The organism is Microbulbifer agarilyticus, from assembly GCF_001999945.1.
GTDB classification, from domain to species: domain Bacteria; phylum Pseudomonadota; class Gammaproteobacteria; order Pseudomonadales; family Cellvibrionaceae; genus Microbulbifer; species Microbulbifer agarilyticus_A.
This window is the reverse complement of record NZ_CP019650.1, coordinates 4084006-4110781: the sequence shown is the minus strand read 5'-3', so window position 1 is coordinate 4110781 and position 26776 is coordinate 4084006. Positions and strand designations below refer to the sequence as shown.

The following is a 26776-nucleotide window of genomic DNA, read 5'->3' as shown; positions in this document are numbered from 1 at the left end:
AGGGATCGTATCGGGGCAGCGTGTTAACTAGCGGAGCGCGCTGCCTCCAGTGCCTCGGATACTTCCAGCCACTCCATTTCCAGTTCATCCAGGCTTTCCCGCGCCTCTCCCTGCGCTTTGGTCAGCTGGGTAATTTCATCCTGGCGGCCACCGCTGTAGAGATCTTCATCCGCGAGCTTCTCTTCCAGCCGTTGCACTTCCTTTTCCGCCTTGGCCATCTTCTGCTCGATACTTTTGAGCTTGTTGGTCAACGGCTTGAGTTGCTCGCGCAGGGCCGCGGCCGCGCGACGCTGGGCTTTCTTGTCCTCAACAGGCTTGCCGTCCGCACTGGCTGTGTCATTTCCAGACTGGCGTTTTTCTTCGCGCTTGAACGCCAGTAACCACTGCTTGTAATCATCCAGGTCGCCGTCGAAAGGCTCGGCGCGGCCGTCTGCCACCAGAATAAATTCGTCGGTGGTGTTCGCCAGCAGGTGGCGATCGTGCGATACCAGGATTACCGCACCGGGGAATTCTGCCAGCGCGAGCGTCAGTGCGTGGCGCATTTCCAGGTCCAGGTGGTTGGTCGGTTCGTCCAGCAGCAACAGGTTGGGTTTCTGCCACGCCAGCAGCGCCAGCGCCACGCGGGCTTTTTCGCCGCCGGAAAAACCGCCCACCGGTTCGAATACCCGGTCACCGATAAAACCGTAGCCACCCAAAAAGTCGCGCAGCTCCTGTTCGCTGGCGCCCGGCGACAGCCGCTGTACGTGCAGTATGGGTGAGGCTTTGGGATCCAGCGCTTCAAGCTGGTGCTGGGCAAAGTAACCAATCTTCAGGTGCTCGCCGCACTGGCGTTCGCCACCGATCAGCGGCAACTCGCCGGCGAGGGTTTTGATCAGCGAGGATTTACCGGCGCCGTTGGGGCCCAACAGGCCGATGCGACGACCGGGCTGAATGCCCATTTCCACCCGCGGCAAAATGGTTTTGCCTGGGTAACCGATTTCTGCCTCGCGTAGATCCACCAGCGGATTTGAGACTTTTTCGGATGCCGGCAGGCGGAAGCGGAATGGCGAGTCCACATGTGCCGGGGCGATCTCGGCCATGCGGTCCAGTGCCTTCAGGCGGCTCTGCGCCTGCTTAGCTTTGGTCGCTTTTGCGCGGAAGCGGCGCACGAAATCTTCCATATGCGCGCGCTGGGCCTGCTGCTTCTCGTACTGAATCTGTTGCTGTGCCAGACGCTCGGCGCGGGCCCGCTCAAATGCGGTGTAGTTACCACTGTAGAGCACCAGATCCTGCTGTTCGAAACTGATAATGCCGTCCACCACCGCGTCCAGGAAATCCCGGTCATGCGAGATGATTAGCAGGGTGCCCGGGAAGCGCTGCAGCCACTGTTCCAGCCACAGGGTGGCATCCAGGTCCAAGTGGTTGGTGGGTTCGTCGAGCAGCAACAGATCAGCGGGACTCATGAGTGCGCGCGCCAGGTTCAAGCGAATACGCCAGCCACCGGAGAAGCTCTTCACCGGGCGCTGCTGATCGGCGTGGGAGAAGCCCAGGCCGTCCAGCAACTGTGCGGCGCGCGCAGGGCCCGAGTAGCCGTCGATTGCGGCCATACGCTCGTGCAGCTCGCCAATGCGCTTGCCGTCGCTGCCATCGGCCTCTGCCGCTTCCAGCTCCTGTTGCAGCGCGCGCAGGCGGTGGTCGCCATCCAGCGCATAGTCGAGGGCGCTGCGGTCGCTGGCCGACACCTCCTGGGCCATATGTGCAATTTCCCAGCCCGTCGGGACTTCGACACTGCCCGCGTCGCTCTCCTGCTGCTTCAGCAACATCTTGAACAGGGTGGACTTACCACAGCCGTTGGCACCGATGATGCCCACCTTGTGCCCGGGAAAGATGCGGCAGCTGGCGTCGTTGAGCAGGTCGCGCCCGCCCACTTGCAGCGACACCCCTTGCAGATTGATCAATGGAAACCTCTTTGATTTCGCGCGATATTGACTAGGCTATCCCCATAACAATGTCGTCGCATAACAATTTCGCCGGGATTCTATCGTGACAGAAACCGCACCTCCATCACCGTCGCACTCTCCGTCCAATTCGCCGTTGCAGAACCCCCTATGGGATTTCAGTCTCGAGTTTTATCGCCAGCCGTCGGTGGCCGACTTCCTGCTGGAGTGTCAGGACAGCAAAGGGGCGGACGTGTGTCTGCTGTTGTGGGCCAGTTACACCTGTGCCTGTGGTCGCCAACTGAGTGACGAGAGCTGGCGAGTGGCGGATCGGGGGTTGGCGCCGCGGCGCCGCATGATCAGTACCGTGCGCAACCTACGTCGTTTTGTAGGGCGTATTAACAAGCAGAGTCGGCTTTATGACTGGTGCAAGCGCAATGAGATTCGTATGGAGCAGCGCCAGTTGGCTGCGCTGTGGAAGCTGAATGGAGAAACCTGGCCGGAGACGCGCTCACCGCTGGCGCTGGCCGGGGAACAGTATGGTCTGATGCAAAAAGATCAGGCCCGCTGGGCGGGCCTGATCGATGCCTATAGCTCTCAAGATGCCTATAACGCTAGCACGAATGCAGCAGGCTCAGGCTTGGGCAATGAAGGAGCTGGTGATCGCACAAATTAGCTCTTGTGCTTGTGCTCCTCGGGGCCGTAGTGCGGGTTTTCCTCAGTAGAAAACAGGCTTTTGGCCGGCGTGCTTGGCGTGATGCTCGGGGTTACCGGGGTTGCAGCTGCAGTGCTGGACTCGGGCACCATTGGTTTTGGTTCTGAAGTCTTACCCATTACCGGTGCCGGTGATTCGCTTACCGGGGCGGCTGCGGGCGCGGCGGCTGGCGCTGGCTGAGCGGCCGGTTTTGCGGCGGCGCCGTTAGATTTGTCTGCTACTGGCTTTTCTGCCGGCTTCTTTGGTGCGGCCTTTTTGGCTGCGGGTTTGGCTGCCGGCTTAGCTGCAGGTTTTGCGGCGACTTTCTTGGTTGCGGCTTTCTTCGGTGCAGCTTTTTTGGGGGCTGCTTTTTTCGCTGCCGGTTTTGCCACGGCCTTCTTGGCAGCTGCCTTCTTCGGTGCCGCTTTCTTGGTCGGAGCTTTCTTCACAGCAGCTTTCTTGGTTGCCGCCTTCTTTGCAGTGGCCTTTTTGGCCGCAGGTTTTTTCGCGGCAGCTTTCTTTGCAGCTGCCGGCTTGCTTGCGGTCGCCTTCTTGGCTGCCGCTTTTTTCTTTTTCGGTTTGCTGGCGGCCTGTACTTTTTTGGCTGCGGCATCACCGGCTTTCTTCACAGCTTTTGCGGTCTTGTCAGACAGCTTGGCAGCTGCGGTGGCGGCCTTGGTGCCAGTCAGCGCTACAGTGGCTTCCTTGGCAACTTTTTCTACCTTGGCCAGCGCAGACTTGGCGGCATCGGCTTTCTTCTTGGCGGACGCTTTGGCGGCCGGAGTTTTTGCCTTGGTGCCGGCGGCGCGGGCAGCTGCAACTTTGGCTTTTGCCTTGGCTACCTGAGCCTTGGCCTTGTCGGCATCTTTAGTCGCTTTCTTCAGGGCCTTATCGGCATCGGCCACTTCCTTGGCTCGTGCTTTTTCAATTTGGGTGGCGATCTTGGCGATCTGTTTTTCAAGAGCGTCAATGGAAACAGCGGCTTTGCGTTTGGCGGCCATGATTCAATATCCTGCGGTTGGAACGGGTTGTGAAAATCGTTATTAAAGGGAGCCTCGATTACTTACTCCAAGATATCTCCAAGACATCCCCCAAAATATCTCGGTGTTGACAGAACCACCTCTCTGTCAGAGAAAAAGGTCGAGGTCTAACGCTGATAATAGCGCTGTTATTTGCTTCGTGCATCCCTGCAGCCCGCAGGATTTTTTAACTTTTTAATAACTGCGGCATAAGGCTTTCAATTTTCTCGTATAGCCTCCGCCAAAATTGCTTGTGTCAGCAAAATGAAACAACTGCGAAGAATGGCTGTCCGATGCAGCGAATGCGATAAGAGTATGCCGGTGTGCAGGTCGTTCGCGCATGGGTTAGACTTGCCATTCGCTGCGGTCCGGCTTGCGATACTGTGATCTGCCGCACAATGCACCTGGATGTCAGGGTGTACAACAGCGGCATAGGCAGGGAATACAGGACCTGCTCGATTAATACCGGTGCTCGCCATCGCTATTTACAATGTTTCACGGAAATAAAGAGACAACTCTCATGAATAAAACTTCTTTGGCTGCTGCGATTGCTTTGGGTATTGCACTGGTCGGTTGTAACAAGCAGGAGTCTGCCGGTACTGCAGACGTCAAACTGGAAACCCAGGAGCAGAAGGTCAGCTATATCATCGCCGAAGATATGGCTAACCGCCTCAAGAGCCAGGAAGTCGCTCTGGACCCGTCAATTGTTGCCATGGCACTGCAAGACGTCGCTAGCGGTCGCGAGTCCCGCCTGAGCCAGGAAGAAAAGCAAAAAGTGATCCAGGTATTCCAGGAGAACATGCAGGCCAAGCAAAAAGAGCTGATGGAGAAGCAGGAATCTGACTTCAAAGCGTCGGCGGATAAGAACCTGGAAGAAGGTAAGAAGTTCCTGGAAGAAAACGCCAAGAAAGACGGCGTGCAGACCACCGATTCCGGCCTGCAGTACAAGGTGATTACCGAAGGTACCGGACCGAGCCCAAGCGAAACCAGCGTTGTTGAAGTGGACTACAAGGGCACGCTGATTGATGGCACCGAGTTCGACAGCTCCTACAAGAACGGCAAGCCGGTTCAGTTCCCGGTGAACGGCGTGATCAAGGGTTGGACCGAAGCGCTGCAGCTGATGAAGCAGGGCGCGAAATGGGAACTCTACATTCCCTCTGAGCTGGCCTATGGTCCCGGTGGTGCCGGCGGTCTGATCGGCCCGAATGCGACCCTGATTTTTGAAGTGGAGCTGCACAAGGCCGACGCCAACAGTGACGAGGCTGCTGCAGAGAAAGAAGCGGTTGAGGAAGATCAGGGAACCGAGTAATCGCACATCGGTTACCAAGTTGCGCGGTTGCGCACTGATCAAAAAAGGGGCCTACAGGCCCCTTTTTTATTGCTGACGCATTTTGGTGCGTAGAGCTATTTCACGTGTTGGTGCACGCGAGATAGTGTGATCAAGCCAGCTGGTTTTTGTGCGCGGTGTGCAGGGTATCGATCATGCGGTCTTCCGCAGCAAAACGGGTCTCCAGCGCGACGCCCAGCTCCGACAGATCCTGCACCAGCGCGCTGAGGTCATCGGTTTCCTGGTACTTGTCGTTGAAGTCGACAGCGACATCGGTGGTGCCATCAATCTCCCGGTACAGGGCTTTGGCCTGTTGTAACCCTTCGGTGTCACCAAAGGCCTGGCCTTCCTGGATTAACTGATCGTAGACCTCAAAGTGGCCGGCCGACACATAGTCCACCAGCTGCTGACACAGGGTGCGGACACTGGTCTCCGCGGCCTTGTCGCCATCGGAAAACTCCTTGTGATCCGACAGCTGGCAAAAGCTCACCAGCAGCGCCTGACGGGATTGTAGCCAGCGGTCAATAATCTGGCTGACGCCGCCCCAGCGCTCTTGCGCGTTCTTACAGTTCTCCAACATCTCCAAGTTTCCTTTTGTGTCTTTTACAACTGCTCATACGAATGTAGAAGCTTCTCCCGCCGTGGGCAAGGTGGGCGCCGTAAAAAATCTGGAACGGGACAGGCGTCTGTTTTCTGCTAGGCCGAGATGAGAACTGGTAACAGCAATGCGGTCAGTGCGCCGCACAAACCCATGGCCAGTGCAGAAAAGGCACCACACAGGGCGCTGATCTCCAGCGCGCGCACGGTGCCGATGGCGTGGGCATTAATGCCGAGGGTGAAACCGGTAACCCGCTCGTCGTGCATGCCTAACAGGCGCATAAGGGAGGGGCCAAGCACCGCACCGACTATTCCGGTAAAGGCCACCACGCCCGCAGCGAGGCTGTGGATTCCGTTCATCTGCTCGGTGAGTGCCAGCGCTACGGGCGTGGTCACGGATTTGGTGGCCAGCGCGACCAGTACTGTGTGACTGCCACCGAGCAGCAGCGCAATGACCACCGCCACCAGCGGCGCGAGCACGGCGCCCACTAGCAGCCCAAGCATCAGCGGCCAACCCGCACGCCGCACCATGGCCAGGTTTTGTTTGAGGGGAATGGCGAGGGCGACTACCGCCGGGCCCAGTAGCAGATACAGCAATCCGCTGCCCTGCTGGTAGCCGGCAAAGTCCACGCCGAGCAGCAATAGCCCCGCAAACACCAGCAGGCTCCCGCCCACCACCGGGTGCAAGATTGGCGTACCGGTGCGTCGATAGATTTTGAGTGCCAGCCAAAAGCCCGCGATGTTCAGCGGCAGTATGACCAGCGGGTGGGTGGCGGATAGCGGCTGCAGAAAACCGCTAGCAACCTGCTCCAGTTGGGCCAGCCACTGTAACCACAGGTTGTGCATTTCACTGCCCATGCTTACCTCGCCGGCGGGTGCGTCGCTGAATCAGATGGTTTAGCAGCAGTGCAGTGAGTGTCAGGCTGATCAGTGTGCCGATCACCATCGCGGCGATCAGTGCAAACCAGTCGCCGCCGGAGAGGTCGCGCAGAAAATAGATGCCTACAGTGGCAGGTAGGAAAATCAGTACCAGCAAGCGCAGTATCTGTTCGGCGACCATGCCCAGGCCATAGGGCACGCGCCCGTACAGCATCAGTGCTAGTAGCAACAGCAGCATTCCCAGTACCGGACCGGGCACCGATAGCGACAAGCTTGCGGCCAGCGCGCGACCGGCGAAGTCAAACGTCAGCAGTAGTCCCGCGCCCAGCAACCAGTGCAGTGCTTTGCCGGGCCACGATTTCGATTTGGGGGGCATGGTGAAGGTTCAATTAGCCCTTGCGGAACGCCTGCCACAGGCCAAACAGGATCAGGCCCACAAAGCCCACCGCCGCCCAGCCGGGAATGGACAGCCCGAGAAAGGTCCAGTGCACCTCGGCGCAGTTGCCGTCGCCGGTCAGCAGGGTTTTGATCACTTCAGCCATGGGGAACACTTCCACCATGTAGCTGATGCCTGGGCCACACGCCGGCACTTCATCTTCCGGCAGGCTCTGCAGCCACAGTTGGCGGCCGGAGAAGTAGAGGCCGCCCAGTGCCCACAGGGAGACGACGAATCCGTAAATGCGGCGGCCGATGCTGGAAGGGTTGTGCAGGAAGGCAATCAGCGAAGTGATGCCGACACCGAGGAACATTACCCGCTGGGTAATACACAGTGGGCAGGGTTCGAGGCCCATTGCGTATTCCATATAGAAGGCCACACCGAGTACGAAGATCACGGCGAGGAACATCAGTAAAAACGTGGTGCGCGGGCTTGGCAGGGTCATGGTGTCTTCCGGAATTTATTCGCTAATTTGTTGGCGGAAACGTTCGGCCTGTTGGCTCAGGTCGGCAAACAGCTGTTGAAACTCCTGCTCCAGTGCGCGGCGATCGCGCTCCAGCAGGGGCAGCATGTCAACCAGGGGTTGCGGGCGTCGCAGACGCTGACCGACCCGTTCGAGGGTGCGTTGAATCACGTCGACCTCGCGGTAGCCGGGGAGCAGTTTAAATTGCTCGGCGCGCTGAATAAACGTTTGTGCGTTTTCCGGGATCCACTGCTGGCGCTCGCGGAAGTTGGACCAGCATTCTTGGGAAAAGGTTTCCAGGGGGTGGGGATGCCACTGCTCCCAGCTGTTGGCGAGCAGGTGGTCGAACCAGATATCCAGCGCGATGCCGCCCAGGCGTCGCCACTCGGGGCCGAGGCGCGTGAGCGCGCTCAGGAAGGCGGGGTGCTGGTCGCTCAGCAGGTCGATGCGCCGGTGCAGGCGCATGCCGTCTTCAATGGATTGCGGCCGCGCGCCGGTGAGCGGGCCTTTGACAAAGTCCCCGAGTAAACCGCCCAGTTGCCAGTCCGGATCCGGGCCGGAGAGCAGCAGGTGGGCGAGGTAATTCATCGGTGCTCAGAGGTCTTTGTGGCAGAACACATACTGGGCATAGTACTTGCCGAGGAAGTCTTCGAAGGTCCCGGTGTCGGCGTCTTCCACGGCTTTTTGTTTCTGTCGCGACTCTCCTGCCAGGCGTTCGAACTCGGACTGCTCTTCCTCGCTCAGTGGGCGGTCGATGAAATACTCGCGGTGCTGTTCGGCTTTGTCCTTTGCCCACTGGAAGAAGGTCTGCCCGTGTTCGTGCATCTCCGCCAGCATGTGCGCGGCCGGGGTGAGGGTCTTGCCGCTAATCTTGTCGCGCTGTACGTCCACCGCGCGCTCGTAATCTTCGCTCTGCCAGGCGCTGTCCAGCAGTTCCGCCAGCGGCGTAATCTGGTCGAGTAGCTCGTTGGCCCAGTCGGTCAGCTTGCGCTCGCTGCCGTTGTGGATAAGTTGCACTTGCGGGTCGCGGCCCTGGTAAACGATGCGCGACAGGTTTTCCTGTACCGCCCGGTAGTCGGCTTCGTCGGTCTGCGGGCTGTCGCTCAGCAGGCAGTGCAGCAGGAACGCATCGAGGAAGCGCATTTGCGGTGCTTCGATGCCCAGCGGCACAAACGGGTTCAGGTCCAGACAGCGCACTTCAATGTATTCCACCCCGCGCGCGTCCAGTGCCGAGAGTGCAGTCTCGCCCATGCCGGCAGGGTTTTTCGGGCGGATCGGTGAGTAGAACTCATTTTCGATTTGCAGCAGGCCGGTGGAGAGCTGCTGGTAGTGGCCCTCGGCATTCTTGACCCCCAGCTCGTGGTAGGCCGGATAGGGTTTGGAGATGGCGGCACACAGGGTGGACAGGTAGCTCGGCAGATCGTTGTAACAGACGATCAGGGACTTCTGCGCGTCGCTGGTGTAACCCAGGTCGCCCATGCGCAGGGAAGTTGAGTTCGGTGCGTACAGGCTGCGACCGTCGCCGTCGAAGGGCTGCAGCTTGTGCTCGCGATCCTGCACGAAGGTGCCGCACACCGCCGGCGCCGCGCCAAACAGGTGGATCAGCAGCCAATAGTGGCGGCGGAAGTTGCGGATCAGGTCGAAGTAGCGGCGGGTCTTAAAATCCTGCAGTGACTCACTGCTGTTTTCTCTGGCCTGTAACCACTGCCAGAAGGTATCCGGCAGGGAAAAGTTGTAATGGATACCGGCGATGGTCTGCATGGCGCGGCCGTAGCGCAGGCCCAGCCCAAGGCGGTAAATGGTTTTCATGGTGCCGCTGTAGGAGCTGCCATAGCGCGCGACTGGAATATCTTCGTCGCGGCCAATACGACCGGGCATGCTGTTGACCCACAGGCGCTCGTCGCCGATCTGGCTGTAGGTGAAACGGTGGATCTGGTCGAGTTTTTCCAGAGCCTGTTCGGGCGTGGCGACCGGCGGTGTAATAAATTCCAGCAGCGCTTCAGAGAAATCGGTGGTGATGCACTCGTGGCTGAGTGCGGAGCCGAGCCCTTGCGGGTGGTCTGTCTGTGCCAGCTCGCCTTCCGGGGTGACCCGCAGGCCTTCCTTTTCAATACCGCGGCGAATGCCCTTGAGCAGGTCTAAGCCTTCCGGCTTGGCCAGTTCGGCCAGATTGAACGTGGGCAAGGGTATCTCCTGTGGGCTGCCGGCTGCATACCAAGTGCGCTTACTGTGACGCGCGGATGAATCCGCCAAACGGCGTCCGGCTTAAATGGGGGCATCCCCGGTGATCTCAAGCGGCAAACCCGAGGCATTCTCTTCGGTGCTCGCCTGGCGGGGTATTTCAGAGCGCTGGATCAGGCCTGTCCGGCAACAGGTTCGGAGGGCGACTCGCTGCTTTCCAGAGTAGTCGCGGCGTCCACTGCGGAGTCCGCAGCTTCTGTTGCTTCGTCACTTGTCGGTGCTGTTTGAGTATTGGCATTGACGTCGGCCTCAAGAGGCGCTTCGCTGAGCGCGTCCTCAGGTACAACCGGATGGCGCTTGGTGTCCAGCTTGCATTCCAGCAGCTCGATGCGCAGGGAAACGTCGCGGGTGTTGGCCTCGAACATCTGATTGATGGCGACGTCCTTATGTTCGGTGCGGAACAGCTTGGTGTGCTCGCGGCCGTCAATCCAATCGTTGCCTTTACTTAAAAACTGCTGGTGCTGATTGGTCAGCACATAGACATGACTCATGCGGTGGGGTAACTCTGCTCAGACGTTGGAGCCAGTGTAGCGGTGCGCGGGGGGAGGCTCAAGGACTGGTGAAGGAGATCCGTACCCGGTAGCGCCACCGCTACCGGGACAGGTTCGATATAGGGTCGTTAAAGGCAGAATCGACAGGATCTACAACGGCTTAAGCGGGTAATGCTCCGGGTAGGGCAGGCGCGCGGCACCGCTATCTACCGCAGCCTTGGCCACCGCTGCGGCCACTTCCGGCAGCAGGCGGGGGTCGGTAGGTTTCGGCAAGATGTAGGAGGGGCCGAATGCCATTTCCACACCACCGTAGCCCGCGCGCACCTCTTCCGGCACTTCTTCCCGCGCCAGCTTGCGGATTGCCTCGATGGCCGCGAGTTTCATGTGCTCGTTGATACTGGTAGCGCGCACGTCCAGTGCACCGCGGAAGATAAACGGGAAGCACAGGACGTTGTTTACCTGGTTCGGGTAGTCCGAGCGGCCGGTGGCCATGATCAGGTCGTCGCGGGTTGCGTGCGCCAGCTCCGGGGCGATTTCCGGATTGGGGTTGGAGCAGGCAAACACCACCGGCTTGTCGGCCATGTGCGCCAGCTGATCCGCAGACAGCAGGTCTGGGCCGGACACGCCGAGGAATACATCGGCACCCTCAATGGCGTCATCCAGGGTGCGCATTTCGGTATCCCGTGCCCACTCACCCTTGTAGGCGTTGATATCACTGCGTCCGGAGTGAATAACCCCGCGGCTGTCGAGCATAGTGATCTGCTCTTTTTTGGCACCCGCGCACAACAGTAGCTTGCAGCAGGCAGTGGCGGCGGCGCCGGCGCCCAAACACACGATGCGCGCGTCTTCGATGTTTTTCCCCTGGATTTCCAGTGCGTTCAACATGCCGGCAACGGTCACAATCGCGGTGCCGTGCTGATCGTCGTGGAAAATGGGTACCGAACAGCGCTGGATCAGTGCCTCTTCGATCTGGAAGCACTCCGGCGCCTTGATGTCTTCGAGGTTGATGCCGCCGAAGGTGTTGGCGATAGCCGCAACGGTTTCGATAAACCGCTCGGGGCTCGGTGCTTCCACTTCAATATCCACAGAATTGATATCCGCAAAACGTTTAAACAGCAGCGACTTGCCCTCCATCACCGGCTTGGAGGCCAGTGGGCCCAAGTTGCCGAGGCCGAGGATGGCGGTGCCGTTGGAGATGACCGCCACCAGGTTGCCCTTGCCGGTATAGCGGTAGGCGGCTTCCGGATCTTTGGCGATTTCGCGCACCGGCTCCGCTACTCCCGGGCTGTAGGCGAGGGAGAGGTCTTCCTGGGTTTCTGCAGGTGTGGTGAGTTCCACCGATAATTTGCCCGGTGTCGGCAAGGCATGGTAATCGAGCGCTGCCTGGCGTAGAGAGTCGGTCATCAGGGTGTCATCTTCTTGTGCTTGAAAGCGCCCGGTATTCTGCAAGCGGGCGCGGGTTACCGCAGCTGTATTGATTTTATTGTGGGGCAGTTTGCGCGCCTATAGGGAATTTATTGGGATGACCATCCGTCCATAGTGGTCAAAACCGGACATTCCAAAATAGGTTTACTAATACTACCTCCAAAATTGGTTACAGATGAAATAGTTTTAATGATTTATGTGTATTCGCAGGATGAATATGCGTGGAGCATTTAGGCGGACTGCCGGGGGGTGCCGTTTCATTCTTCTGTCACAGGGTGACGCTAGGGTCGTGCAAAGGAACATTTCACGATCACGGTGTACACCATGTTGTTATCGCTTTTTAGCCGCCGCCTTTTCTGGACGCTCAGCCTGTGCTTGCTGCTCGGGTGCCAGCAGGATCAGTCGGATTCTGCTGAAGAATCTTTGGGAGCGATTGACGGGGTATCGGCCGCACTGCTACCGACGGTCGCGCTCGACCAGCGTCTGCCCGAGATGGGCACACACGAAGCCAATCCGGAAGCGCCAGTGCCACCCATGTGTTACACCAAGACCGAGGGTCGGCATAATCCCTGTTATGTGTGCCATCAGGTGTATCCGCGCAATCCCGAGCAGCCGCGTATGAATATGCTCGACGACGGCGGCATCCAGGGGAGCTACCTGTTTTCCGACGAGGGTTTGAAAAATCACTGGGCCAATCTGTTTGTCGACCGCAGTGAATGGCTCGCGCAGGTCAGTGATGAAGCCATTGTTGCCTATACCAATCAGGACAATTACCAGGCATTGCCAGCGCGATTGCAAAAACAGGGTTGGGAAGGCTTTGTACCGGATCTCGCCAATTTTGATTTGGCTGCCGCGGCTTTTGATAAACAAGGTTTTGCGCGCGATGGCAGTGGTTGGGTGGCTTTCAATTACAAGCCACTGCCCAGCACCTTCTGGCCCACCAACGGCAATACCGATGATGTAGCGATCCGCTTGCCAGAAAAATTCCGTCAGGTGGATGGCAAGTTCTCGCGTGCGGTCTATCAGCTCAATCTGGCGCTCGCCGAACTCAGTATCAAACAGCTGCCGCGTATGCGCATTCACCCCTCAGATGAGCAGCTGCACGGTCGTGACCTCGACGGCGATGGTCAACTGCGCGCCGAGACACAGTGGTTGGCACCGCAAAGCCATTTCTTTGGCGATGCAAAAGAGATTGCGGTACTTAACCAACAATTTCCCAAGGGCACGGAGTTTATTCACTCGGTGCGTTATGTCGGGGTGGATACGCAGGGCAACATCAGTGTGCCCCGGCGCATGAAAGAATTGCGTTATATGCAGAAGATTCGCGAACTGACTGCGTCGGATCTGGATAACCGCTACCGTACCGAACGCAAAGAAAAGGTATTGGGTGAGCTCCCCTACTATGTCGATCACGGCGACAAAGGCCGTGAAAACGGTATGGGCTGGTTGCTGACGGGATTTATTGAAGATTACCAAGGCGCATTGCGGCCACAGACGCGCGAGGAAATGCTGTTCTGCATGGGCTGCCACGCTGCGATCGGTACCACCATCGATCAGACGTTTGCGTTTTCACGCAAGGTGACAGGCCCGGAAGGATGGGGATATATCAATCTGCGCGGTATGACAGATGCGCCGAGCGTTAATCAGCACGAGGGTGAAATTCTCCAGTACTTAAAACGTGTAGGAGGAGGCAGTGAATTCCGGGAAAACCCCGAAATGCTGCAGCGCTGGTACAACAGCGATGGCAGTGTAAAGGAAGCTGCGGTGCAGGCTGCAGATGTGTATACGCTGATTACACCCTCTCGCGAACGCGCATTGGCGATGAATAAGGCTTACAGTCATATCGTGCGTCACCAAAGTTTCGTGCAGGGGCGCGATGCGACCTGGTTGCCTGCGAACAATGTCCACAGGCAAGTCGAAGACTCAACGCCGCCGCTCGATGCTGAGTACCGGTTCTTCGGCTGGGATATGCGCCTTGACTGGAGTGCAACACAAAACAGTGTTGCACATACAGAGCAGTAATTCTTTTTTCAGTAAGTGAATAGCAATAAATTTTTCGCGAAAAATTCATTCAAAAACCGATAGAGCATCATTATTGCCGTGGAAACTGTGCGCAAGCTCCAGCGTTCTGTTGGCGCTTTCTATTCAGTCTTATACGGGGGCAGACCATGCAATTGGGTGAATCACTTTTCAAGAAAAATATGTTGGCAATCGCCGTACTGGGCGCGCTGCTGGTGGGCGGTTGTGCCGACGATGGTTCTAACGGCTTGACCGGTACTGATGGCGTTGATGGTGTAGATGGCGCGGATGGAATTGACGGTGTCGACGGAAATGATGGCGTAGATGGTACTGACGGTAAAGATCTTACCGCTGTACCGGCATTGACTCGTGTTGCAACTCTGCCACTGGGCTCGGAAGTAACCGGCGTTTTTAAAACCGATAATGGCGAAGTGTTTTTTAACGTTCAGCACCCTTCGGACACCTTGCCGAACGGTTGGAATGACGCTGCGGTAGGTGCATGGACGGGCGTGGATATCGATAATCTTGATCCACGTCTGGAGTCACTGCCGGTACCCGCCTCCGATTCAGCTGAGGCGCAGATAGTACAGGTTGCCACCGGCGATTATCAGGTACTGGGCCGCAGTGGCGATACCTTCGCCGGCGCACTGCCATTTGGTTTTGGTGCCATCGTGAACGGTGCCGAAACAATGTCCCTGAAGCAATCTCAGAACCCAGATTTTAACGCGTTTATTCCCACCAATGCCGACGGCAGCGAAGGTATGCTGTATGTGGCTTGGGAAGATCGCCCCGGTGCGATGAACCGTGTCAGCCTGCAGCGCCAGGACGATGGTAGCTGGAATGTAACCGGCGCGGCCCACGTGGACTTCTCGGCCGTGAAAGGAACGTTGATTAACTGTTTCGGTAGTGTTTCTCCCTGGGGCACGCCGTTGACTTCCGAAGAAAACTACGAAGCGGAAAACGCGGTCAACTGGAACAACCCGAACTATTCCACTGGCTATCCGAACAATGCGGATATCGACCTGATTACTGACTACCTGGGTGGTGAATACCCGAACCCATACCGCTACGGTTACATCGTGGAAATCACCGAGCCTACGAGCGAAGCACCGGTTCCGGTGAAGTTGTTCACCTTGGGCCGTATGGCTCACGAAAATCCGGTGGTGATGCCAGATCGTAAAACCGTTTATCTCACCGACGATGGCAGCAGCAAGGGCTTCTTTAAATTTGTTGCCGATACGGTCGGTGACCTGGGTGCAGGCACACTGTATGCCGCCAAGGTGGTACAGGATGCGACGGCCGATCCTGCTAAGGCTGGTTTCGATATCAGCTGGATTGAGCTCGGTCATGCCAGTAATGCTGAACTGGAAAGCTGGATTGCCGAATACGATGGCATTGATCGCACCGACTATGTCGAGGGGGAAACCAGCTATATCTCCGATGCGGAAATTGCAGATTACGCTGCCGGCACCGCGGCCGACAGCCGCGCCGCCTTCCTCGAAACTCTGCGCACCGCCGAAGCCATGGGTGCTACCGTCGAGTTCAACAAGATGGAAGGGATCAATATCAACCTGAACGGTGCTGCGGACAACAGCATTCCGTACATGTATGTCGCCATGTCTTCTGTTGATCGCGCCATGTCCGACGGCGAAGGGGATATTCAGGTTGATGCCAATAAGTGTGGTGTGGTTTATCGCCTCGGTCTGCAGGCGGACTTCGACACGATTCGCATGGAACCTGTGGTTGTCGGTGGCGCTTACGATGGCGATGCAGAAAACCGTTGTGCCGTGGATGCCATTGCCAACCCGGACAATATCGAAGTGCTCGACGACGGTCGCGTTCTGATTGGCGAAGACACCAGCAACCACGTCAACAATGCCCTTTGGGTATACAACCCTCAGGGTGAATAAATCCTGGCGTGGGTAAAACGGATTATTGCCAGCAATAACCGCAGCTGATGACGCACGGTGATTCGCACCGTGCGTCATCCCCTTTTCATTTCTCGAACGATGGTCGTCACTTATGGCCGCCTGCTACACGCCGACAGAAAAAGCGCAGTTTCGTATTCTCACTTGGGCCTGCATTCTTAACGCCGCCATGTTCTTTATCGAAGCCGCCGCCGGCTGGTGGTTTTATTCCACGGCACTGCTGGCGGATTCTCTGGATATGTTTGCAGATGCCGCTGTGTACGGGCTCAGTTTGTATGCGGTTGGACGCGGTGTGCAGATGAAAGCGAAGGCCGCTGCCGTGCACGCCATACTGCATTTTTTTCTGGCTCTGGTGTTGGTGGCGGAAGCATTGCGCTTTACGTTGCTGAATACATTGCCGCAGGCTGGTGTTATGTCTGCTATCAGCGTGCTGGCGTTACTGGTGAATAGTACCTGCCTGATATTGCTGCACCGCTACCGTAGTGACGATATCAATCTGCGGGCCAGCTGGTTATGTTCGCGCAATGATTTACTGGCCAACATCTGTGTAATTGTCGCCGCGGGCTTGGTTGTACTGTTGGGTAGTGCGTGGCCTGACCGGGTGCTGGGGCTCACCATGGCGGCGATTATGCTGCGGACTTCCCTACACATCTGGCGTGATAGCCGCTGGCAGCTGCGACACGGTGATGCGGATGATCGGCTGGAGGCCGCCGCATAAAGCGTGACTTACTGGATAAAGTCGATGGTTTCGGCGGCGTCGACGGCGATAAACCAGCGCTTGTGCTTTGGGTTTTTGCGTGCGTATTTTGCCCCGCGGTCTACCAGCCAGCCACGCACCAGAATTTGGTCACCGCGCCAGTGTTTCTTCTGCCGCAGCGTTGGCGCGCTGCGCGGGTCCACGCGCAGTGCCACCGGGCCATCCAAATCCAGCCAGATAAATCGGTTGCGATGCACCTTCTTCACTGTGCCGCGCAACAGAACGAACCCGCCATCCCCGGGGCTGACCTGAGCAGCCTGTAGCACAGGCCATAAATCCGGTGACCAGACGCCGCGGTGTTTCTGGCGGGCCACCTGTTCACGGCTAGCGAGACACTCCGAGAGGGATAAGTTTGGTGCAACGGCAATATGGAATGCCAACCCTGCCGATAGCAGCGCGGATTCCAGGCTGTCACCGCGGTGGTTATACACGTGTGCCAACACCCGGCCGTGTTTATCGCGACGGTCGCGGTCGTAGACCAGCTCCAGATCGCCACCGGCGAGAAAGCGCTCGGTGAAATCCTTGGCCTCTTTGGCCAGGGGCTGTGCCGGGCGCTTGCGGTGGGCCAACTCCGGTGTGTTTACGCCGATCAGCCGCACCCGGCGGCCGTCACTCAGGCGCAGGGTGTCGCCATCGACCACCTGTTTGAGGCCCACTACCTCGTCGGCGCTTCCCAGCACGCAGTCTGCGCGAGCCGCGTTCGCTAGCAGGGTGGTGACTACTAACAGACAGGCACAAAAAAAGACGCCGAGGAAAGCCCTGGGCGTCTTTTTTGTCGCAACCGGGATAGAGCGAGTCTTCCCGGTGCACATTTCGGTAGCGCTTTCTCTTACTTGGAGATGCGGCTGCCGAAACGCTTCTTGAAGCGATCTACGCGGCCGCCAGTGCTCGCCTGCTTCTGCTTGCCGGTGTAGAACGGGTGGCAGTTGGAGCAAACGTCGAGCTGGATGTCCTTGCCCAGGGTGGAACCCATTTTGAAGGTGTTGCCACAGGAGCAAGTTGCGGTAATTTCGGCGTAGTTCGGGTGGATATCGGTCTTCATGATGGCCTCTTTTCGACACCGCCACCCAGTCATTTGTCGCTGAGCACGGAATCGTCATTGGTGTAGGGGAGAAATCCCCGGGCTGTTTAAAAAGTCGGCGCATACTATCAGATTAGCCCGGCGATTCAAGAGTAAAGACGGTCCAATAATCAGCGTCCTGCCTGATCGATACCGGCGGCATCAATCAGGGACCGCAGTGAGGCCATGTGCGCCTCCAGTGCGGCCCGGCCCTCTGTACTCAGCCGATACCAGGTGGTCGGCTTGCGCTCGACGAAATCCTTGCGGCTTGCCAGATAACCCTGCTCCTCCAGCTTACGCAATTGCGCGCCCAGGTTGCCGTCGGTGGCCTGCAGCTGGGCCTTGAGGCGGGCAAAGGTCAGTTCGCCATCCTTGGCCAGCAGCACACAGGCGCCCAGACGCAGGCGGTGTTCCAGTAATGGGTCCAGCCCGGTCAGTGCCTTCATTGCGTCTTGCTCGATTGGCTGTTGCTCGATTGAGTGTTGCTCGCTTGGATCGCCGCGCGGCGGCAGAATCCTGCCCAGTACAGGGACAGGCCCACCGCAATGCCGGTAATGCTCCATATATAAGGAGGCAGCAAGGTGACGAGGATACCGTAGGCTCCCAACATCAGGATGCCGCACCACAGCAGCGGGCGCTCGAGGTGCACGCCTGCCAGGCCATAGGCAATACCGGTGACCAGCAAAAAGTTGGCGCCCCCCATTTCTGGCGTTACCCGCCCTAGCATCAGCGGCAGAAAACACAACAAGAAGGCCGCGCCCACCAGGCACCAGTGCAGCCCATAGCGCTGTGCCAGCTGGGCATTGTTGATGCCATCGCGGCGGCTCTGGCGGGCACCCAGCCACCAGCTGAACAGGCCGCCACCAATCCCGACCACCAGCCAGTAAACGCCGGCGATGTGCGGGGCGAAGTCCGGCAGGCTAAAGCCCACGGCGATCAGTGTGCCCCATAAAAAGTACAGCGCGGGTATACCCCCGGCACTGCCATCGTCGCGGATGGCGTTGCTGACATAGTCCAGGTCGCTCTGCAGTTTGCTTACGTCGGTCATGATCACGGTTCCCTGTCGATACTGTTTTTGTGTGGACTCTAAATCTTAGAGTTGTATGTAGAGTACTCTAAAAAATAGAGTTAGCAATGGCCTGACCGCATGTCGGGTGTCTTTTCGCGACACTTGTTGCTTTCCAAACCCACTTACATTGCTCTTCCCGGCAGATTGCACACGGCAGCTGTAACCGCCGACAACAGTCGGTAAACTAGCCCGCTTGCAAAAATTCACTGGGCAAAACACGAGATTGGGGGCAGTTTGGGGGTGCATTCGGTGCAGGAGACGGCACAGCAGGGATCGGGTCTGAGTCGGGAAGGTACCCGCGTGGTATTGCGCCTGGCGATCCCGGTACCCCTGCGCCGCCTGTTTGATTATCTGCCGCCCGCGGGCCTGAACCCGGCGAACCTGCAGCCCGGACAGCGCTTTCAGGTGCCGTTTGGCAAGCGGGATCTGGTGGCGGTGCTGGTGGAAGTCGCCGGGGATTCGCCCCATGCCGAACTTAAGCCCGCCACCGCCTGTATTGACCCCACGCCGATCTTTGACGCACGCAGCCGCCATTTCCTGCAGTGGGCGGCCGATTACTACCAGGCGCCCATTGGCGAACTCTACGCCGCCGCTCTGCCGGTCGCCCTGCGCCGGGGTAAGCCGGCGGACCACTGGGCGGAGCAGTGGCTGGAACTGACCACCGAGGGCAAGGGCCTGCCAGAGACCGCACTGGCGCGCGCCAAGAAACAGCAGGCCCTGCTGCAATTACTGCTCAGCTCGGGTCGCCAGAGTCGCACCGCGCTAAACGCCCGCGGCCTCAACAGCAGCGTGTGCAAGGCGTTGATCGAGCGCAACCTGGCGCACTGGGTGGCTGGGCCCACCGCTCCGCCGCCGCTGGAGGAGGTTGAGCCCCGCCCCGCCCCGGAATTGAATGACGAACAGCGCCATGTGATCGATTCGGTGCCCGCCACCGGATTCAGTGCCTCACTGCTGGAGGGCACCACCGGCAGCGGCAAGACCGAGGTCTACCTGCGCCTGATGGAGCGCGCCTTGCGCGACGGCAAACAGGCCCTGCTGCTGGTGCCGGAGATCGGCCTGACCCCGCAGACCCTGCGTCGTATCGCCGCGCGCTTCCCGGATTTTCGTATCGCCGCCCTGCACTCTGGCCTCGCGGATGGCGAACGCGCCCGCGCCTGGCTGTCCGCTGCCAGCGGCGTGGCAGATATTGTGATTGGCACCCGCTCGGCAATTTTTACCCCGCTGCCGCGCCTCGGCATCATCCTGATCGACGAGGAGCACGATGGCTCCTTCAAGCAGCAGGACGGGGTGCGCTACTCCGCCCGCGACCTGTCGCTGGTGCTGGCAAAAAACGCCGATATACCGGTGCTGCTGGGCTCCGCCACCCCCTCACTGGAGAGCCTGCACAACGCCTTGAGCGGACGCTACCAGCACCTGCGCCTGCGCCACCGCGCGGGCAATGCCAAGCCACCGCAAATCAGTGTGGTGCCGATCCTGCACCAGCAGCTGCAGGAGGGCTTCGCGCCGCAGGTGCTCAGGCATATCGGCGAGACGCTCGCGCGCGGTGAGCAGGCGCTGGTGTTTATCAACCGCCGCGGCTACTCGCCGGCGCTGACCTGTGACGACTGCGGTTGGCTTGCCGACTGCCCGCACTGTTCCGCCAAGCTCACCCTGCACCGGCGCCAGCGCCACCTGCGCTGCCACCACTGCGACTACCGCATGCGCGAAGTGCACAGCTGCCCGCAGTGCCACAGCCGCAACCTGAATGCACTGGGTGCAGGCACCGAGCGCAGTGAAGACTTCCTTACCCACAGCTTCCGGGATTTCCCGGTGATTCGTGTCGACCGCGACACCACTGCCAGCAAGCAGGCGCTGGACAAGCTGTTAGAGCCGGCGCGCAACGGCGAACCCTGTTTATTGCTCGGCACCCAGATGCTGGCCAAGGGCCACCACCTTCCCAAGGTCACCCTGGTGGTGATCCAGGACGCCGACGGTGGCCTGTTCAGCGCCGACTTCCGCGCCCCCGAGCGCATGGGCCAGCTGCTCGAGCAGGTTGCCGGCCGCGCCGGCCGCGGCGACCTGCTCGGACACGTGCTGGTGCAGAGCCGCTACCCGGAGCACCCGCTGCTGCAATTACTGCTGAACAAGGGCTACGGCGCCTTTGCCCGCCAGCTGATGGACGAGCGAAAGATCGCCCAACTGCCGCCACTGCGCGCCATGGCACTGGTGCGCGCCGAGTGCGAGGAGCCGCGCTGGGCGGAAGAGTTTCTCGCCAACGCGCGCGACTACCTGCAAGCGCTGGCGCCGCCGTCGCCGGAGCTGCAGTACCTGGGGCCGGTACCGGCACTGCTCGAGCGCAAATCCGGTCGCTTCCGCTTCTACCTGCAGATCACCGCCGAAAAACGCGGCCTGCTGCAAAAACTGCTGGCGCAGCTCAGCCAGTGGGCGGAAGGCAATCGCAACCGGCGGCTGCGCTGGGCGATCGACATGGACGCGCAGGAGCTGTCTTAAATTCCGCACACAGCGCGGTGTTGAGGCGTTACAATTTCCCGCCTTTAGATATTCATAAGAATCGAGAGAACACGATGGCCCGCCGTACTACCCGCCGCTCACAACCCTCCGGCAAACCCGCCTGGGTCTGGTTTGTACTGGGCAACTTTGTCGGCGGCTTCGCGGTGTTTGTGTTTTTGCTGAACGATATCAAGACCGGGCAGCTGCAGGCAGCCAAGCGCACGGAAAAGCCCGTTGCCGACAAGCCTGCGCCGGGTGAATCCAAGCCGCGCTTCGACTTCTACAAGCTGCTGGAAGAAAACGAAGTCAAAGTCCCCGAGCCGAAAAACCCGCAGGTGCGAGTGCGCGACGGCGACAAGCCCGCGGAAGATTCACCGGTGAAGACGGAGTCTAAATCTGACCTGGTGTATATCCTGCAGGCCGCCAGTTTCCGCGACAAAGCTGAAGCCGAGCGCCTGCGCGCCCAGCTGATGCTCGCCAACCTCGACGTCAAAGTAGAATCCGCCACCGACAACCGCGGCACCTGGCACCGGGTCCTCGTCGGCCCGTACACCAATCGCTCCAAGGTCGCCAAGGCCCGCAGTGTCCTCGCCGAGCATCGCCTGATGCCACTGGTGCTCAAGCGCCCGGCGCAGGGATAAACAAATCCTTTCCGACTGCCCGGTTTTCACCGGGCAACATTGAAATCCCCCCTCCCCGACCACACTTAGTGCTTCTGAATCCAAAATGCAGAGGCACCAGTGGAACAATATCGCGGTACAACCATCCTCTCCTGCCGTCGCAACGGCAAAGTCGTTATCGGTGGTGACGGACAAGTCTCCATGGGCAACACCATCATGAAAGGTAACGCCCGCAAAGTGCGCCGCCTGTACAACGACAAGGTCATCGCCGGATTTGCCGGCGGCACCGCCGACGCCTTCACCCTTTTCGAGCGCTTCGAAGCCAAGCTCCAGGCCCATAACGGCCAGCTCACCCGCGCCGCCGTCGAACTCGCCAAAGACTGGCGCACCGACCGCGCCCTGCGTCGCCTCGAAGCGCTGCTCGCCGTAGCCGACGAAACCGCCAGCCTGATCGTCACCGGTAACGGCGACGTCATCCAGCCGGAAGACGACCTGATCGCCATCGGCTCCGGTGGCCCCTTCGCCCAGTCCGCAGCGCGTGCGCTGCTGGATAACACTGAGTTGGATGCGCGCACTATCGTCGAGCAGGGTTTGAAAATTGCCGGCGACATTTGTGTGTACACGAACCACAACAACACGATTGAAGAGCTGAGTTACTGATCGCCAAACTGGCAACGACGCATTCAGGTATGAATTGAAGGTCGGGTGCCGGGTAAAAGATTTCGAAACCGTCGGCGACAGGACGTCGCCGCCGGAGCGTACAGGGATGTATTTATAGCGATTTCGAAATCTTTTACCCGGTGCGCGGCCGCCACCGCACCAGCTTCAAAGCACATAGAAGCTGGAACGAAGCGAAAAGAATCCGAGTAAAGACCATGTCCATGACCCCTAGAGAAATCGTTCACGAACTCGACCGTCATATTGTCGGCCAGAACGACGCCAAGCGTGCAGTGGCCATCGCGCTGCGCAACCGCTGGCGCCGCATGCAGGTCAACGAAGAACTGCGCGCGGAAATCACCCCGAAAAACATCTTGATGATCGGCCCCACCGGCGTGGGTAAAACCGAAATTGCCCGCCGCCTCGCCAAACTTGCTGGCGCGCCGTTTATCAAAGTCGAAGCAACCAAATTTACCGAAGTGGGCTACGTCGGCCGCGATGTGGAATCCATCGTCCGCGACCTCGTCGAAATGGCCATCAAGCTCGAGCGCGAGCGCGCCACCGAAGGCGTAAAACAGCGGGCCATGGACGCCGCCGAAGACCGGGTGCTCGACGCCCTGCTGCCGCCGGCACGCAATACCGACCCGCTGGATAAAGATTCCGGCACTCGCCAGGTATTCCGCAAAAAGCTGCGTGAAGGCGAACTCGACGACAAGGAAATTGAAATCGACGTTTCCGCCAGCCCCATGGGTGTCGAAATCATGGCACCTCCGGGCATGGAAGAAATGACCAACCAACTGCAGGGCATGTTCTCCAATATGTCCCAGGGCAAAACCCAAAAGCGTAAACTCACCGTCAAGCAGGCGCTCAAGCAGCTGACCGACGATGAAGCGGCCAAACTGATTAATGACGAAGAAATCAAAACCAAAGCCATCCGCTCCGCCGAGCAGAATGGCATTGTGTTTCTCGATGAAATCGACAAGGTTGCCAAGCGCCAGGAAAGCGGCGGTGCCGATGTCTCCCGTGAAGGTGTGCAGCGCGACCTGCTGCCGCTGATCGAAGGCTGCACCGTCACCACCAAATACGGCATGATCAAAACAGACCATATTCTGTTTATCGCGTCTGGTGCTTTCCACCTGTCCAAGCCATCGGATTTGATTCCGGAGCTACAGGGCCGCCTGCCGATCCGTGTGGAATTGAGCTCGCTGACCTCCAAGGACTTCCAGCGTATCCTCACAGAACCTTCAGCCTCGCTCACCGAGCAGCAGAAAGCACTGCTGGGTACCGAGGGCGTCAATTTGGAGTTCTCCGAAGACGGTATTCAGCGTATCGCCGAAGTCGCCTTCGAGGTGAACGAAACCACCGAAAACATCGGTGCTCGCCGTCTGCACACGGTGCTCGAGCGCCTGCTGGAAGAAATATCCTTTGTCGGTGGTGATGGCGACAGCACCATTACCATCGATGCGGCTTACGTCGACAAACAGCTGGGTGAGTTGAGTAAAGACGAAGACCTGTCGCGCTTTATTCTCTGATTCTTCTTGTCACTGGGTGGGTGCCGCATTGCGCGGCGCTCACTGTATCTCACTGTTGTATCCCACTAGTGTATTTTGCCGCTCGCTGATAACTGACTCTTGGTTTTGCCATGTCCGCACCGAAAAAGATTCGCCTGAACAAGGCAGAAAAAAACCTTTACCTGCAATACGCCGATACAGAGTTTGTGCTGCCTGCCGAATACCTGCGGGTTTATTCGCCCAGTGCCGAAGTGCGCGGCCACGGTGCCAGTGACGGTACATTGGTGGATGGAAAAATCCATGTGGGTATCGACAAGGTCGTCGCCGCCGGGCGCTATGCCCTGCAGATCTTTTTTGATGATGGCCACGATAGCGGAATATACACATGGGCTTACCTGCGCGAACTGTGCGATACCCAGGAGGAGAAGTGGCAAAGCTACCTCAAGCAGCTGCAGGCCCAGGGCAAGGGTCGCGATCCCGACGAGAGCGCTGTGAAGCTGATTGGTTGAATGACCTGGTAAACCGGTAGCAAATCTGACCCAAAAATCCTCTACACTATCGCCCCAGTCTTAAGCGCCTCGCCACTTTTAGCCTTTCTATCGGGTTTGCGGCAGGCAAATTTTTACTGGGGTACAGCATGCAATTCTATCGACTCCCTCTCGCGTTCGTTACCGCATTCGGCCTGACCGTTGCCGCGTGCGGTGAGCCACATTCCGCACCGGATACCTCTGCCGACTCCTCGACCCCCGCTGCAGAGCCCGCAACTCATCGCCCGACTGAGACCGCGCAGCTTCCCGAGTCGCAACAAAGCAGCAGCTGGTACCGCGATGGCCAGGCCGCACTGGCGCGCGCACAGAGCGTAGTGGTTAACAATGAACGCGGTGCGGCCAAAAACATCATTCTGTTTGTGGGTGATGGCATGGGTATTTCCACCGTTACCGCCATGCGCATTCTTGCCGGCCAGATGGAAGGCCAGAGTGGCGAGGAATACCAGCTGAGCTTCGAAACCATGCCATTTGCCGGCCTGATCAAAACCTACAACACCAACCAGCAGACACCGGACTCCGCCGGTACCGCCACTGCGTTGATGGCCGGAGTGAAAACCAAGGCGGGCGTGTTGAATGTGGATGAGACTGTTGCCCGCGGGGATTGCGTGGCGAGCCTGCAGCACCCGCTTACCACCGCACTCGAGTTGGCGGAGAATCTCGGCAAAAGCACCGGCGTGGTGAGTACCGCGCGCATCACCCACGCCACCCCGGCTGCTACCTACGCGAAAGTGCCGGAGCGCGGCTGGGAGGCGACCGCTCCCGAAGGCTGCAAAGATATTGCCGCGCAGATGGTGGAGCTGTCGGCCGGTGACGGTATCGATGTGATCATGGGCGGTGGCCGTCGCAGTTTCCTGCCGGAAGAGGTGGAGGATCTGGAAGGCAAGTCCGGCAAGCGCACCGACGGCCTCAACCTGATTGACGCTTGGAAGGCGCGCTATAACGACGGTACTACCGAAGCGGTATATATCGAAGACCAGTCCGGATTCGACCAGCTTGATGTGGTCGATACCGACAAGTTGCTCGGCCTGTTTGCCAGCTCGCACATGCGCTATGAAGAAGATCGCAAGAACGATAAAGCCGGCGAGCCGTCCCTGTCACAGATGACTGCCAAAGCCATCGAGCTGCTGAGTAAAAACGACAAGGGCTATTTTGCCATGATCGAATCTGGCCGCATCGACCATGGCCACCACGCGGGCAGTGCCTACAGTGCGCTGACCGATGGTGTGGAAATGGCCCGCGCGGTGCAGGTGGCCATGGATAACACCAGTGCCGAGGATACCCTGATCATAGTGACCGCCGATCACAGCCATGTAATGACCATCGCCGGCTATCCCACCCGCGGCAACCCGATTCTGGGCAAGGTGGTCGGCAATGATGAAACCGGCGAGCCCAAGGAAAACGTATCGCTGGCGGCCGATGGTATGCCCTACACCACGATTACCTATGCGAATGGCCTGGGCTTTGCCGACCTCGGTGACAGCACCAATGCGGACGATCGCTACGATGACCCGGTCAATGCCGGGCGCCACGATCTCCACGACATCGATACAGAATCAAGCGGCTTCCACCAGGAGTCGCTGGTGCCATTGGATAGCGAAACCCACGGTGGCGAGGACGTGGGTGTCTGGGCGCGCGGACCGGGTGCCCATCTGCTTACCGGCACTAAAGAGCAGAATGTTATTTTTCATGTGATGGTGCATGCGGGCGGGCTGCTGGATTAAACGGAGCCAGATTAAACGGAGCCAGATCAATCGGAGCCGGATTAATTCAGGCGGTATGCGCTAAGCAAACGCCCAGTGTGCTTGCGGGAACAGTTGTCGACACAGCTGCTCAATTTCGTTGCGCAGCTGCCCCAGTCTTTTTTTAGCTTGTTTCAGTAGTGCGCGCTGTTCGTTCGCCATTTCGGGGGCGTCATCTCCGTAGCGCGCAAGGTGCTGGCAGAGTAGCCGCAGGTCACGCCAGTCGCCCAGGGCACTGGCCAGCTGTTGCAGGCCACGGGTGCGCGCGCCGATGGTTTCCGGGTAGTGTTCTTCCAGCAGGCGGCTCTGGTACCACTGGTCTTTGACGCGTTTGCGCAGAGAGTGGAACCGCTCATCTGTGTTCAATGCAAAGGCATGACCCATGGCCTTGAATGCCCGCCGGTAGCTTTTGCAGTAGCCCAATTCAATATCGTCCCAGCTGGCGCCCTGAAAGTGCCAGCCATCAATTTTTATCAGCGCTTGTTGCAACGATTTTTCGGCCTGCTCCAGCAGCCTCTCTGTGTCCCCGTTGTCCAGTCGACCTTTCAGGTACGCCGCCGTTTGCGGGAAACGCTCGGCGTGCAATTGTGTGTCGAGGGCGAGATATAGCGACGCGCTTTCGCGGCAGGCACCGAGTGCCGTATTAATATTGCGATAACGCGCATTCTCGGTGTGATACAGGCTCTCGGTTGTGGTGTTGGCGTAGCGGATAAGGCGCAACAGGGCGCGCAATTTTTTGCCGTGTTTGCGTACACAGTGGATGGCGTGCCCGTCTTCCGCCGCCTGGCAGCAGGCGATGGCTGCATGCACCTGCGTGCGGGCGACGGCGCGGATCGCCGGGGCTAGTGGGTGCTTGCTGTGCAATTGAAAAGACATAAGCAGGACAGAAG

Annotated in this window: 25 protein-coding genes and 1 pseudogene; 11 read left to right on the top strand and 15 right to left on the bottom strand. The window is 58.8% G+C overall.

Features of this window, described 5'->3' with window-relative positions:
* Positions 1–23: 23 nt before the first annotated feature.
* The gene (locus Mag101_RS17060; protein ID WP_077407712.1) at positions 24–1937 is read right to left on the bottom strand and encodes an ABC-F family ATP-binding cassette domain-containing protein; all 1914 of its coding nucleotides are present in this window, start codon (positions 1935–1937) and stop codon (positions 24–26) included.
* Positions 1938–2022: 85 nt separating this feature from the next.
* Between Mag101_RS17060 and Mag101_RS17055 the strand changes: the two genes are divergently transcribed.
* Entirely contained in the window at positions 2023–2592 is a 570-nt protein-coding gene (locus Mag101_RS17055) for a TIGR02444 family protein (protein WP_232325071.1), read from the top strand.
* Here the strand turns inward: Mag101_RS17055 and Mag101_RS17930 are convergent.
* Entirely contained in the window at positions 2589–3611 is a 1023-nt protein-coding gene (locus Mag101_RS17930; protein WP_198040027.1) for a hypothetical protein, read from the bottom strand. The genes Mag101_RS17055 and Mag101_RS17930 overlap by 4 nt on opposite strands.
* A 538-nt stretch (positions 3612–4149) precedes the next feature.
* On the opposite strand from Mag101_RS17930, the gene Mag101_RS17045 reads away from it, so the two are divergent.
* A complete protein-coding gene (locus tag Mag101_RS17045; RefSeq protein ID WP_077407711.1) occupies positions 4150–4938 on the top strand; it encodes an FKBP-type peptidyl-prolyl cis-trans isomerase in 789 nt (262 codons plus the stop codon).
* 130 nt (positions 4939–5068) lie between these two features.
* On the opposite strand, the gene Mag101_RS17040 is transcribed toward Mag101_RS17045, so the two are convergent.
* The 8 genes and pseudogenes from Mag101_RS17040 to Mag101_RS17005 form a co-directional block, all read right to left on the bottom strand.
* A complete protein-coding gene (locus Mag101_RS17040) occupies positions 5069–5536 on the bottom strand; it encodes an Rsd/AlgQ family anti-sigma factor (RefSeq protein ID WP_077407709.1) in 468 nt (155 codons plus the stop codon).
* 185 nt (positions 5537–5721) lie between these two features.
* Positions 5722–6399, bottom strand: a pseudogene (locus tag Mag101_RS17035) (LrgB family protein); the annotation flags it as partial.
* A 1-nt stretch (position 6400) separates the two neighbouring features.
* Positions 6401–6808, bottom strand: a complete 408-nt coding sequence (locus tag Mag101_RS17030; RefSeq protein ID WP_077407705.1) for a CidA/LrgA family protein — start codon at positions 6806–6808, stop codon at positions 6401–6403.
* A gap of 13 nt (positions 6809–6821) precedes the next feature.
* Entirely contained in the window at positions 6822–7313 is a 492-nt protein-coding gene (locus tag Mag101_RS17025) for a disulfide bond formation protein B (protein WP_077407702.1), read from the bottom strand.
* A 15-nt stretch (positions 7314–7328) separates the two neighbouring features.
* Positions 7329–7919 (bottom strand): ACP phosphodiesterase, encoded by a 591-nt coding sequence (locus Mag101_RS17020; RefSeq protein ID WP_077407700.1) that lies wholly within the window; start codon positions 7917–7919, stop codon positions 7329–7331.
* 6 nt (positions 7920–7925) lie between these two features.
* The gene (gshA, locus tag Mag101_RS17015) at positions 7926–9515 is read right to left on the bottom strand and encodes a glutamate--cysteine ligase (protein WP_077407698.1); all 1590 of its coding nucleotides are present in this window, start codon (positions 9513–9515) and stop codon (positions 7926–7928) included.
* Positions 9516–9685: 170 nt separating this feature from the next.
* Positions 9686–10063 (bottom strand): hypothetical protein, encoded by a 378-nt coding sequence (locus Mag101_RS17010; protein ID WP_077407697.1) that lies wholly within the window; start codon positions 10061–10063, stop codon positions 9686–9688.
* A gap of 150 nt (positions 10064–10213) precedes the next feature.
* Positions 10214–11467 carry a malic enzyme-like NAD(P)-binding protein gene (locus Mag101_RS17005; RefSeq protein ID WP_077408424.1) on the bottom strand — a complete coding sequence of 418 codons (1254 nt, stop codon included), beginning with the start codon at positions 11465–11467 and terminating at the stop codon, positions 10214–10216.
* A gap of 345 nt (positions 11468–11812) precedes the next feature.
* Here Mag101_RS17005 and Mag101_RS17000 point away from each other — a divergent pair, with 345 nt between their 5' ends.
* The 3 genes from Mag101_RS17000 to Mag101_RS16990 all read left to right on the top strand — a co-directional run bounded on the left by Mag101_RS17000 (position 11813) and on the right by Mag101_RS16990 (position 16153).
* Positions 11813–13510: a hypothetical protein gene (locus Mag101_RS17000; protein ID WP_077407695.1), complete on the top strand. Its 1698-nt coding sequence runs from the start codon at positions 11813–11815 to the stop codon at positions 13508–13510.
* A gap of 146 nt (positions 13511–13656) precedes the next feature.
* Positions 13657–15417, top strand: a complete 1761-nt coding sequence (locus Mag101_RS16995) for a PhoX family protein (RefSeq protein ID WP_077407693.1) — start codon at positions 13657–13659, stop codon at positions 15415–15417.
* Between the two features lie 112 nt (positions 15418–15529).
* Entirely contained in the window at positions 15530–16153 is a 624-nt protein-coding gene (locus tag Mag101_RS16990; RefSeq protein ID WP_077407691.1) for a cation transporter, read from the top strand.
* Positions 16154–16161: 8 nt separating this feature from the next.
* On the opposite strand, the gene Mag101_RS16985 is transcribed toward Mag101_RS16990, so the two are convergent.
* From Mag101_RS16985 to Mag101_RS18040, 4 genes are all read right to left on the bottom strand, one after another.
* On the bottom strand, positions 16162–16872 hold the full coding sequence (locus Mag101_RS16985; protein ID WP_198040026.1) for a thermonuclease family protein: 711 nt from the start codon (positions 16870–16872) through the stop codon (positions 16162–16164).
* Between the two features lie 149 nt (positions 16873–17021).
* On the bottom strand, positions 17022–17234 hold the full coding sequence (rpmE, locus tag Mag101_RS16980) for a 50S ribosomal protein L31 (RefSeq protein WP_010132044.1): 213 nt from the start codon (positions 17232–17234) through the stop codon (positions 17022–17024).
* Positions 17235–17383: 149 nt separating this feature from the next.
* Positions 17384–17698, bottom strand: a complete 315-nt coding sequence (locus tag Mag101_RS16975; protein ID WP_198040025.1) for a winged helix-turn-helix domain-containing protein — start codon at positions 17696–17698, stop codon at positions 17384–17386.
* Entirely contained in the window at positions 17695–18300 is a 606-nt protein-coding gene (locus tag Mag101_RS18040; protein WP_198040024.1) for a hypothetical protein, read from the bottom strand. The genes Mag101_RS16975 and Mag101_RS18040 overlap by 4 nt, the downstream gene beginning before the upstream one ends.
* Before the next feature lie 270 nt (positions 18301–18570).
* Here Mag101_RS18040 and Mag101_RS16970 point away from each other — a divergent pair, with 270 nt between their 5' ends.
* The 6 genes from Mag101_RS16970 to Mag101_RS16945 all read left to right on the top strand — a co-directional run bounded on the left by Mag101_RS16970 (position 18571) and on the right by Mag101_RS16945 (position 25868).
* On the top strand, positions 18571–20811 hold the full coding sequence (locus Mag101_RS16970; RefSeq protein WP_232325070.1) for a primosomal protein N': 2241 nt from the start codon (positions 18571–18573) through the stop codon (positions 20809–20811).
* Between the two features lie 74 nt (positions 20812–20885).
* Positions 20886–21452 (top strand): SPOR domain-containing protein, encoded by a 567-nt coding sequence (locus Mag101_RS16965; protein ID WP_077407682.1) that lies wholly within the window; start codon positions 20886–20888, stop codon positions 21450–21452.
* A gap of 99 nt (positions 21453–21551) precedes the next feature.
* Positions 21552–22091: an ATP-dependent protease subunit HslV gene (gene hslV, locus Mag101_RS16960; RefSeq protein WP_010132036.1), complete on the top strand. Its 540-nt coding sequence runs from the start codon at positions 21552–21554 to the stop codon at positions 22089–22091.
* A gap of 215 nt (positions 22092–22306) precedes the next feature.
* On the top strand, positions 22307–23620 hold the full coding sequence (gene hslU, locus Mag101_RS16955; protein WP_077407680.1) for an ATP-dependent protease ATPase subunit HslU: 1314 nt from the start codon (positions 22307–22309) through the stop codon (positions 23618–23620).
* A 110-nt stretch (positions 23621–23730) separates the two neighbouring features.
* A complete protein-coding gene (locus tag Mag101_RS16950; RefSeq protein ID WP_077407678.1) occupies positions 23731–24108 on the top strand; it encodes a gamma-butyrobetaine hydroxylase-like domain-containing protein in 378 nt (125 codons plus the stop codon).
* Between the two features lie 128 nt (positions 24109–24236).
* A complete protein-coding gene (locus Mag101_RS16945) occupies positions 24237–25868 on the top strand; it encodes an alkaline phosphatase (protein ID WP_077407676.1) in 1632 nt (543 codons plus the stop codon).
* Positions 25869–25928: 60 nt separating this feature from the next.
* On the opposite strand, the gene Mag101_RS16940 is transcribed toward Mag101_RS16945, so the two are convergent.
* On the bottom strand, positions 25929–26762 hold the full coding sequence (locus Mag101_RS16940; RefSeq protein WP_077407674.1) for a CHAD domain-containing protein: 834 nt from the start codon (positions 26760–26762) through the stop codon (positions 25929–25931).
* Positions 26763–26776 lie beyond the last annotated feature (14 nt).

Bases quoted from the DNA above. Each gene is read 5' to 3' on its own strand.
- Mag101_RS16995 (WP_077407693.1), top strand. From the start codon at position 13,657: ATGCAATTGGGTGAATCACTTTTCAAGAAAAATATGTTGGCAATCGCC.
- Mag101_RS16945 (WP_077407676.1), top strand. From the start codon at position 24,237: ATGCAATTCTATCGACTCCCTCTCGCGTTCGTTACCGCATTCGGCCTG.
- Mag101_RS16950 (WP_077407678.1), top strand. From the start codon at position 23,731: ATGTCCGCACCGAAAAAGATTCGCCTGAACAAGGCAGAAAAAAACCTT.
- Mag101_RS16965 (WP_077407682.1), top strand. From the start codon at position 20,886: ATGGCCCGCCGTACTACCCGCCGCTCACAACCCTCCGGCAAACCCGCC.
- Mag101_RS16940 (WP_077407674.1), bottom strand. From the start codon at position 26,762: ATGTCTTTTCAATTGCACAGCAAGCACCCACTAGCCCCGGCGATCCGC.
- Mag101_RS17000 (WP_077407695.1), top strand. From the start codon at position 11,813: ATGTTGTTATCGCTTTTTAGCCGCCGCCTTTTCTGGACGCTCAGCCTG.
- Mag101_RS17020 (WP_077407700.1), bottom strand. From the start codon at position 7,919: ATGAATTACCTCGCCCACCTGCTGCTCTCCGGCCCGGATCCGGACTGG.
- Mag101_RS16975 (WP_198040025.1), bottom strand. From the start codon at position 17,698: ATGAAGGCACTGACCGGGCTGGACCCATTACTGGAACACCGCCTGCGT.
- Mag101_RS17040 (WP_077407709.1), bottom strand. From the start codon at position 5,536: ATGTTGGAGAACTGTAAGAACGCGCAAGAGCGCTGGGGCGGCGTCAGC.
- Mag101_RS18040 (WP_198040024.1), bottom strand. From the start codon at position 18,300: ATGACCGACGTAAGCAAACTGCAGAGCGACCTGGACTATGTCAGCAAC.
- rpmE (WP_010132044.1), bottom strand. From the start codon at position 17,234: ATGAAGACCGATATCCACCCGAACTACGCCGAAATTACCGCAACTTGC.
- Mag101_RS17025 (WP_077407702.1), bottom strand. From the start codon at position 7,313: ATGACCCTGCCAAGCCCGCGCACCACGTTTTTACTGATGTTCCTCGCC.
- Mag101_RS17005 (WP_077408424.1), bottom strand. From the start codon at position 11,467: ATGACCGACTCTCTACGCCAGGCAGCGCTCGATTACCATGCCTTGCCG.
- Mag101_RS17010 (WP_077407697.1), bottom strand. From the start codon at position 10,063: ATGAGTCATGTCTATGTGCTGACCAATCAGCACCAGCAGTTTTTAAGT.
- Mag101_RS17030 (WP_077407705.1), bottom strand. From the start codon at position 6,808: ATGCCCCCCAAATCGAAATCGTGGCCCGGCAAAGCACTGCACTGGTTG.
- hslU (WP_077407680.1), top strand. From the start codon at position 22,307: ATGTCCATGACCCCTAGAGAAATCGTTCACGAACTCGACCGTCATATT.
- Mag101_RS16990 (WP_077407691.1), top strand. From the start codon at position 15,530: ATGGCCGCCTGCTACACGCCGACAGAAAAAGCGCAGTTTCGTATTCTC.
- Mag101_RS17930 (WP_198040027.1), bottom strand. From the start codon at position 3,611: ATGGCCGCCAAACGCAAAGCCGCTGTTTCCATTGACGCTCTTGAAAAA.
- Mag101_RS17045 (WP_077407711.1), top strand. From the start codon at position 4,150: ATGAATAAAACTTCTTTGGCTGCTGCGATTGCTTTGGGTATTGCACTG.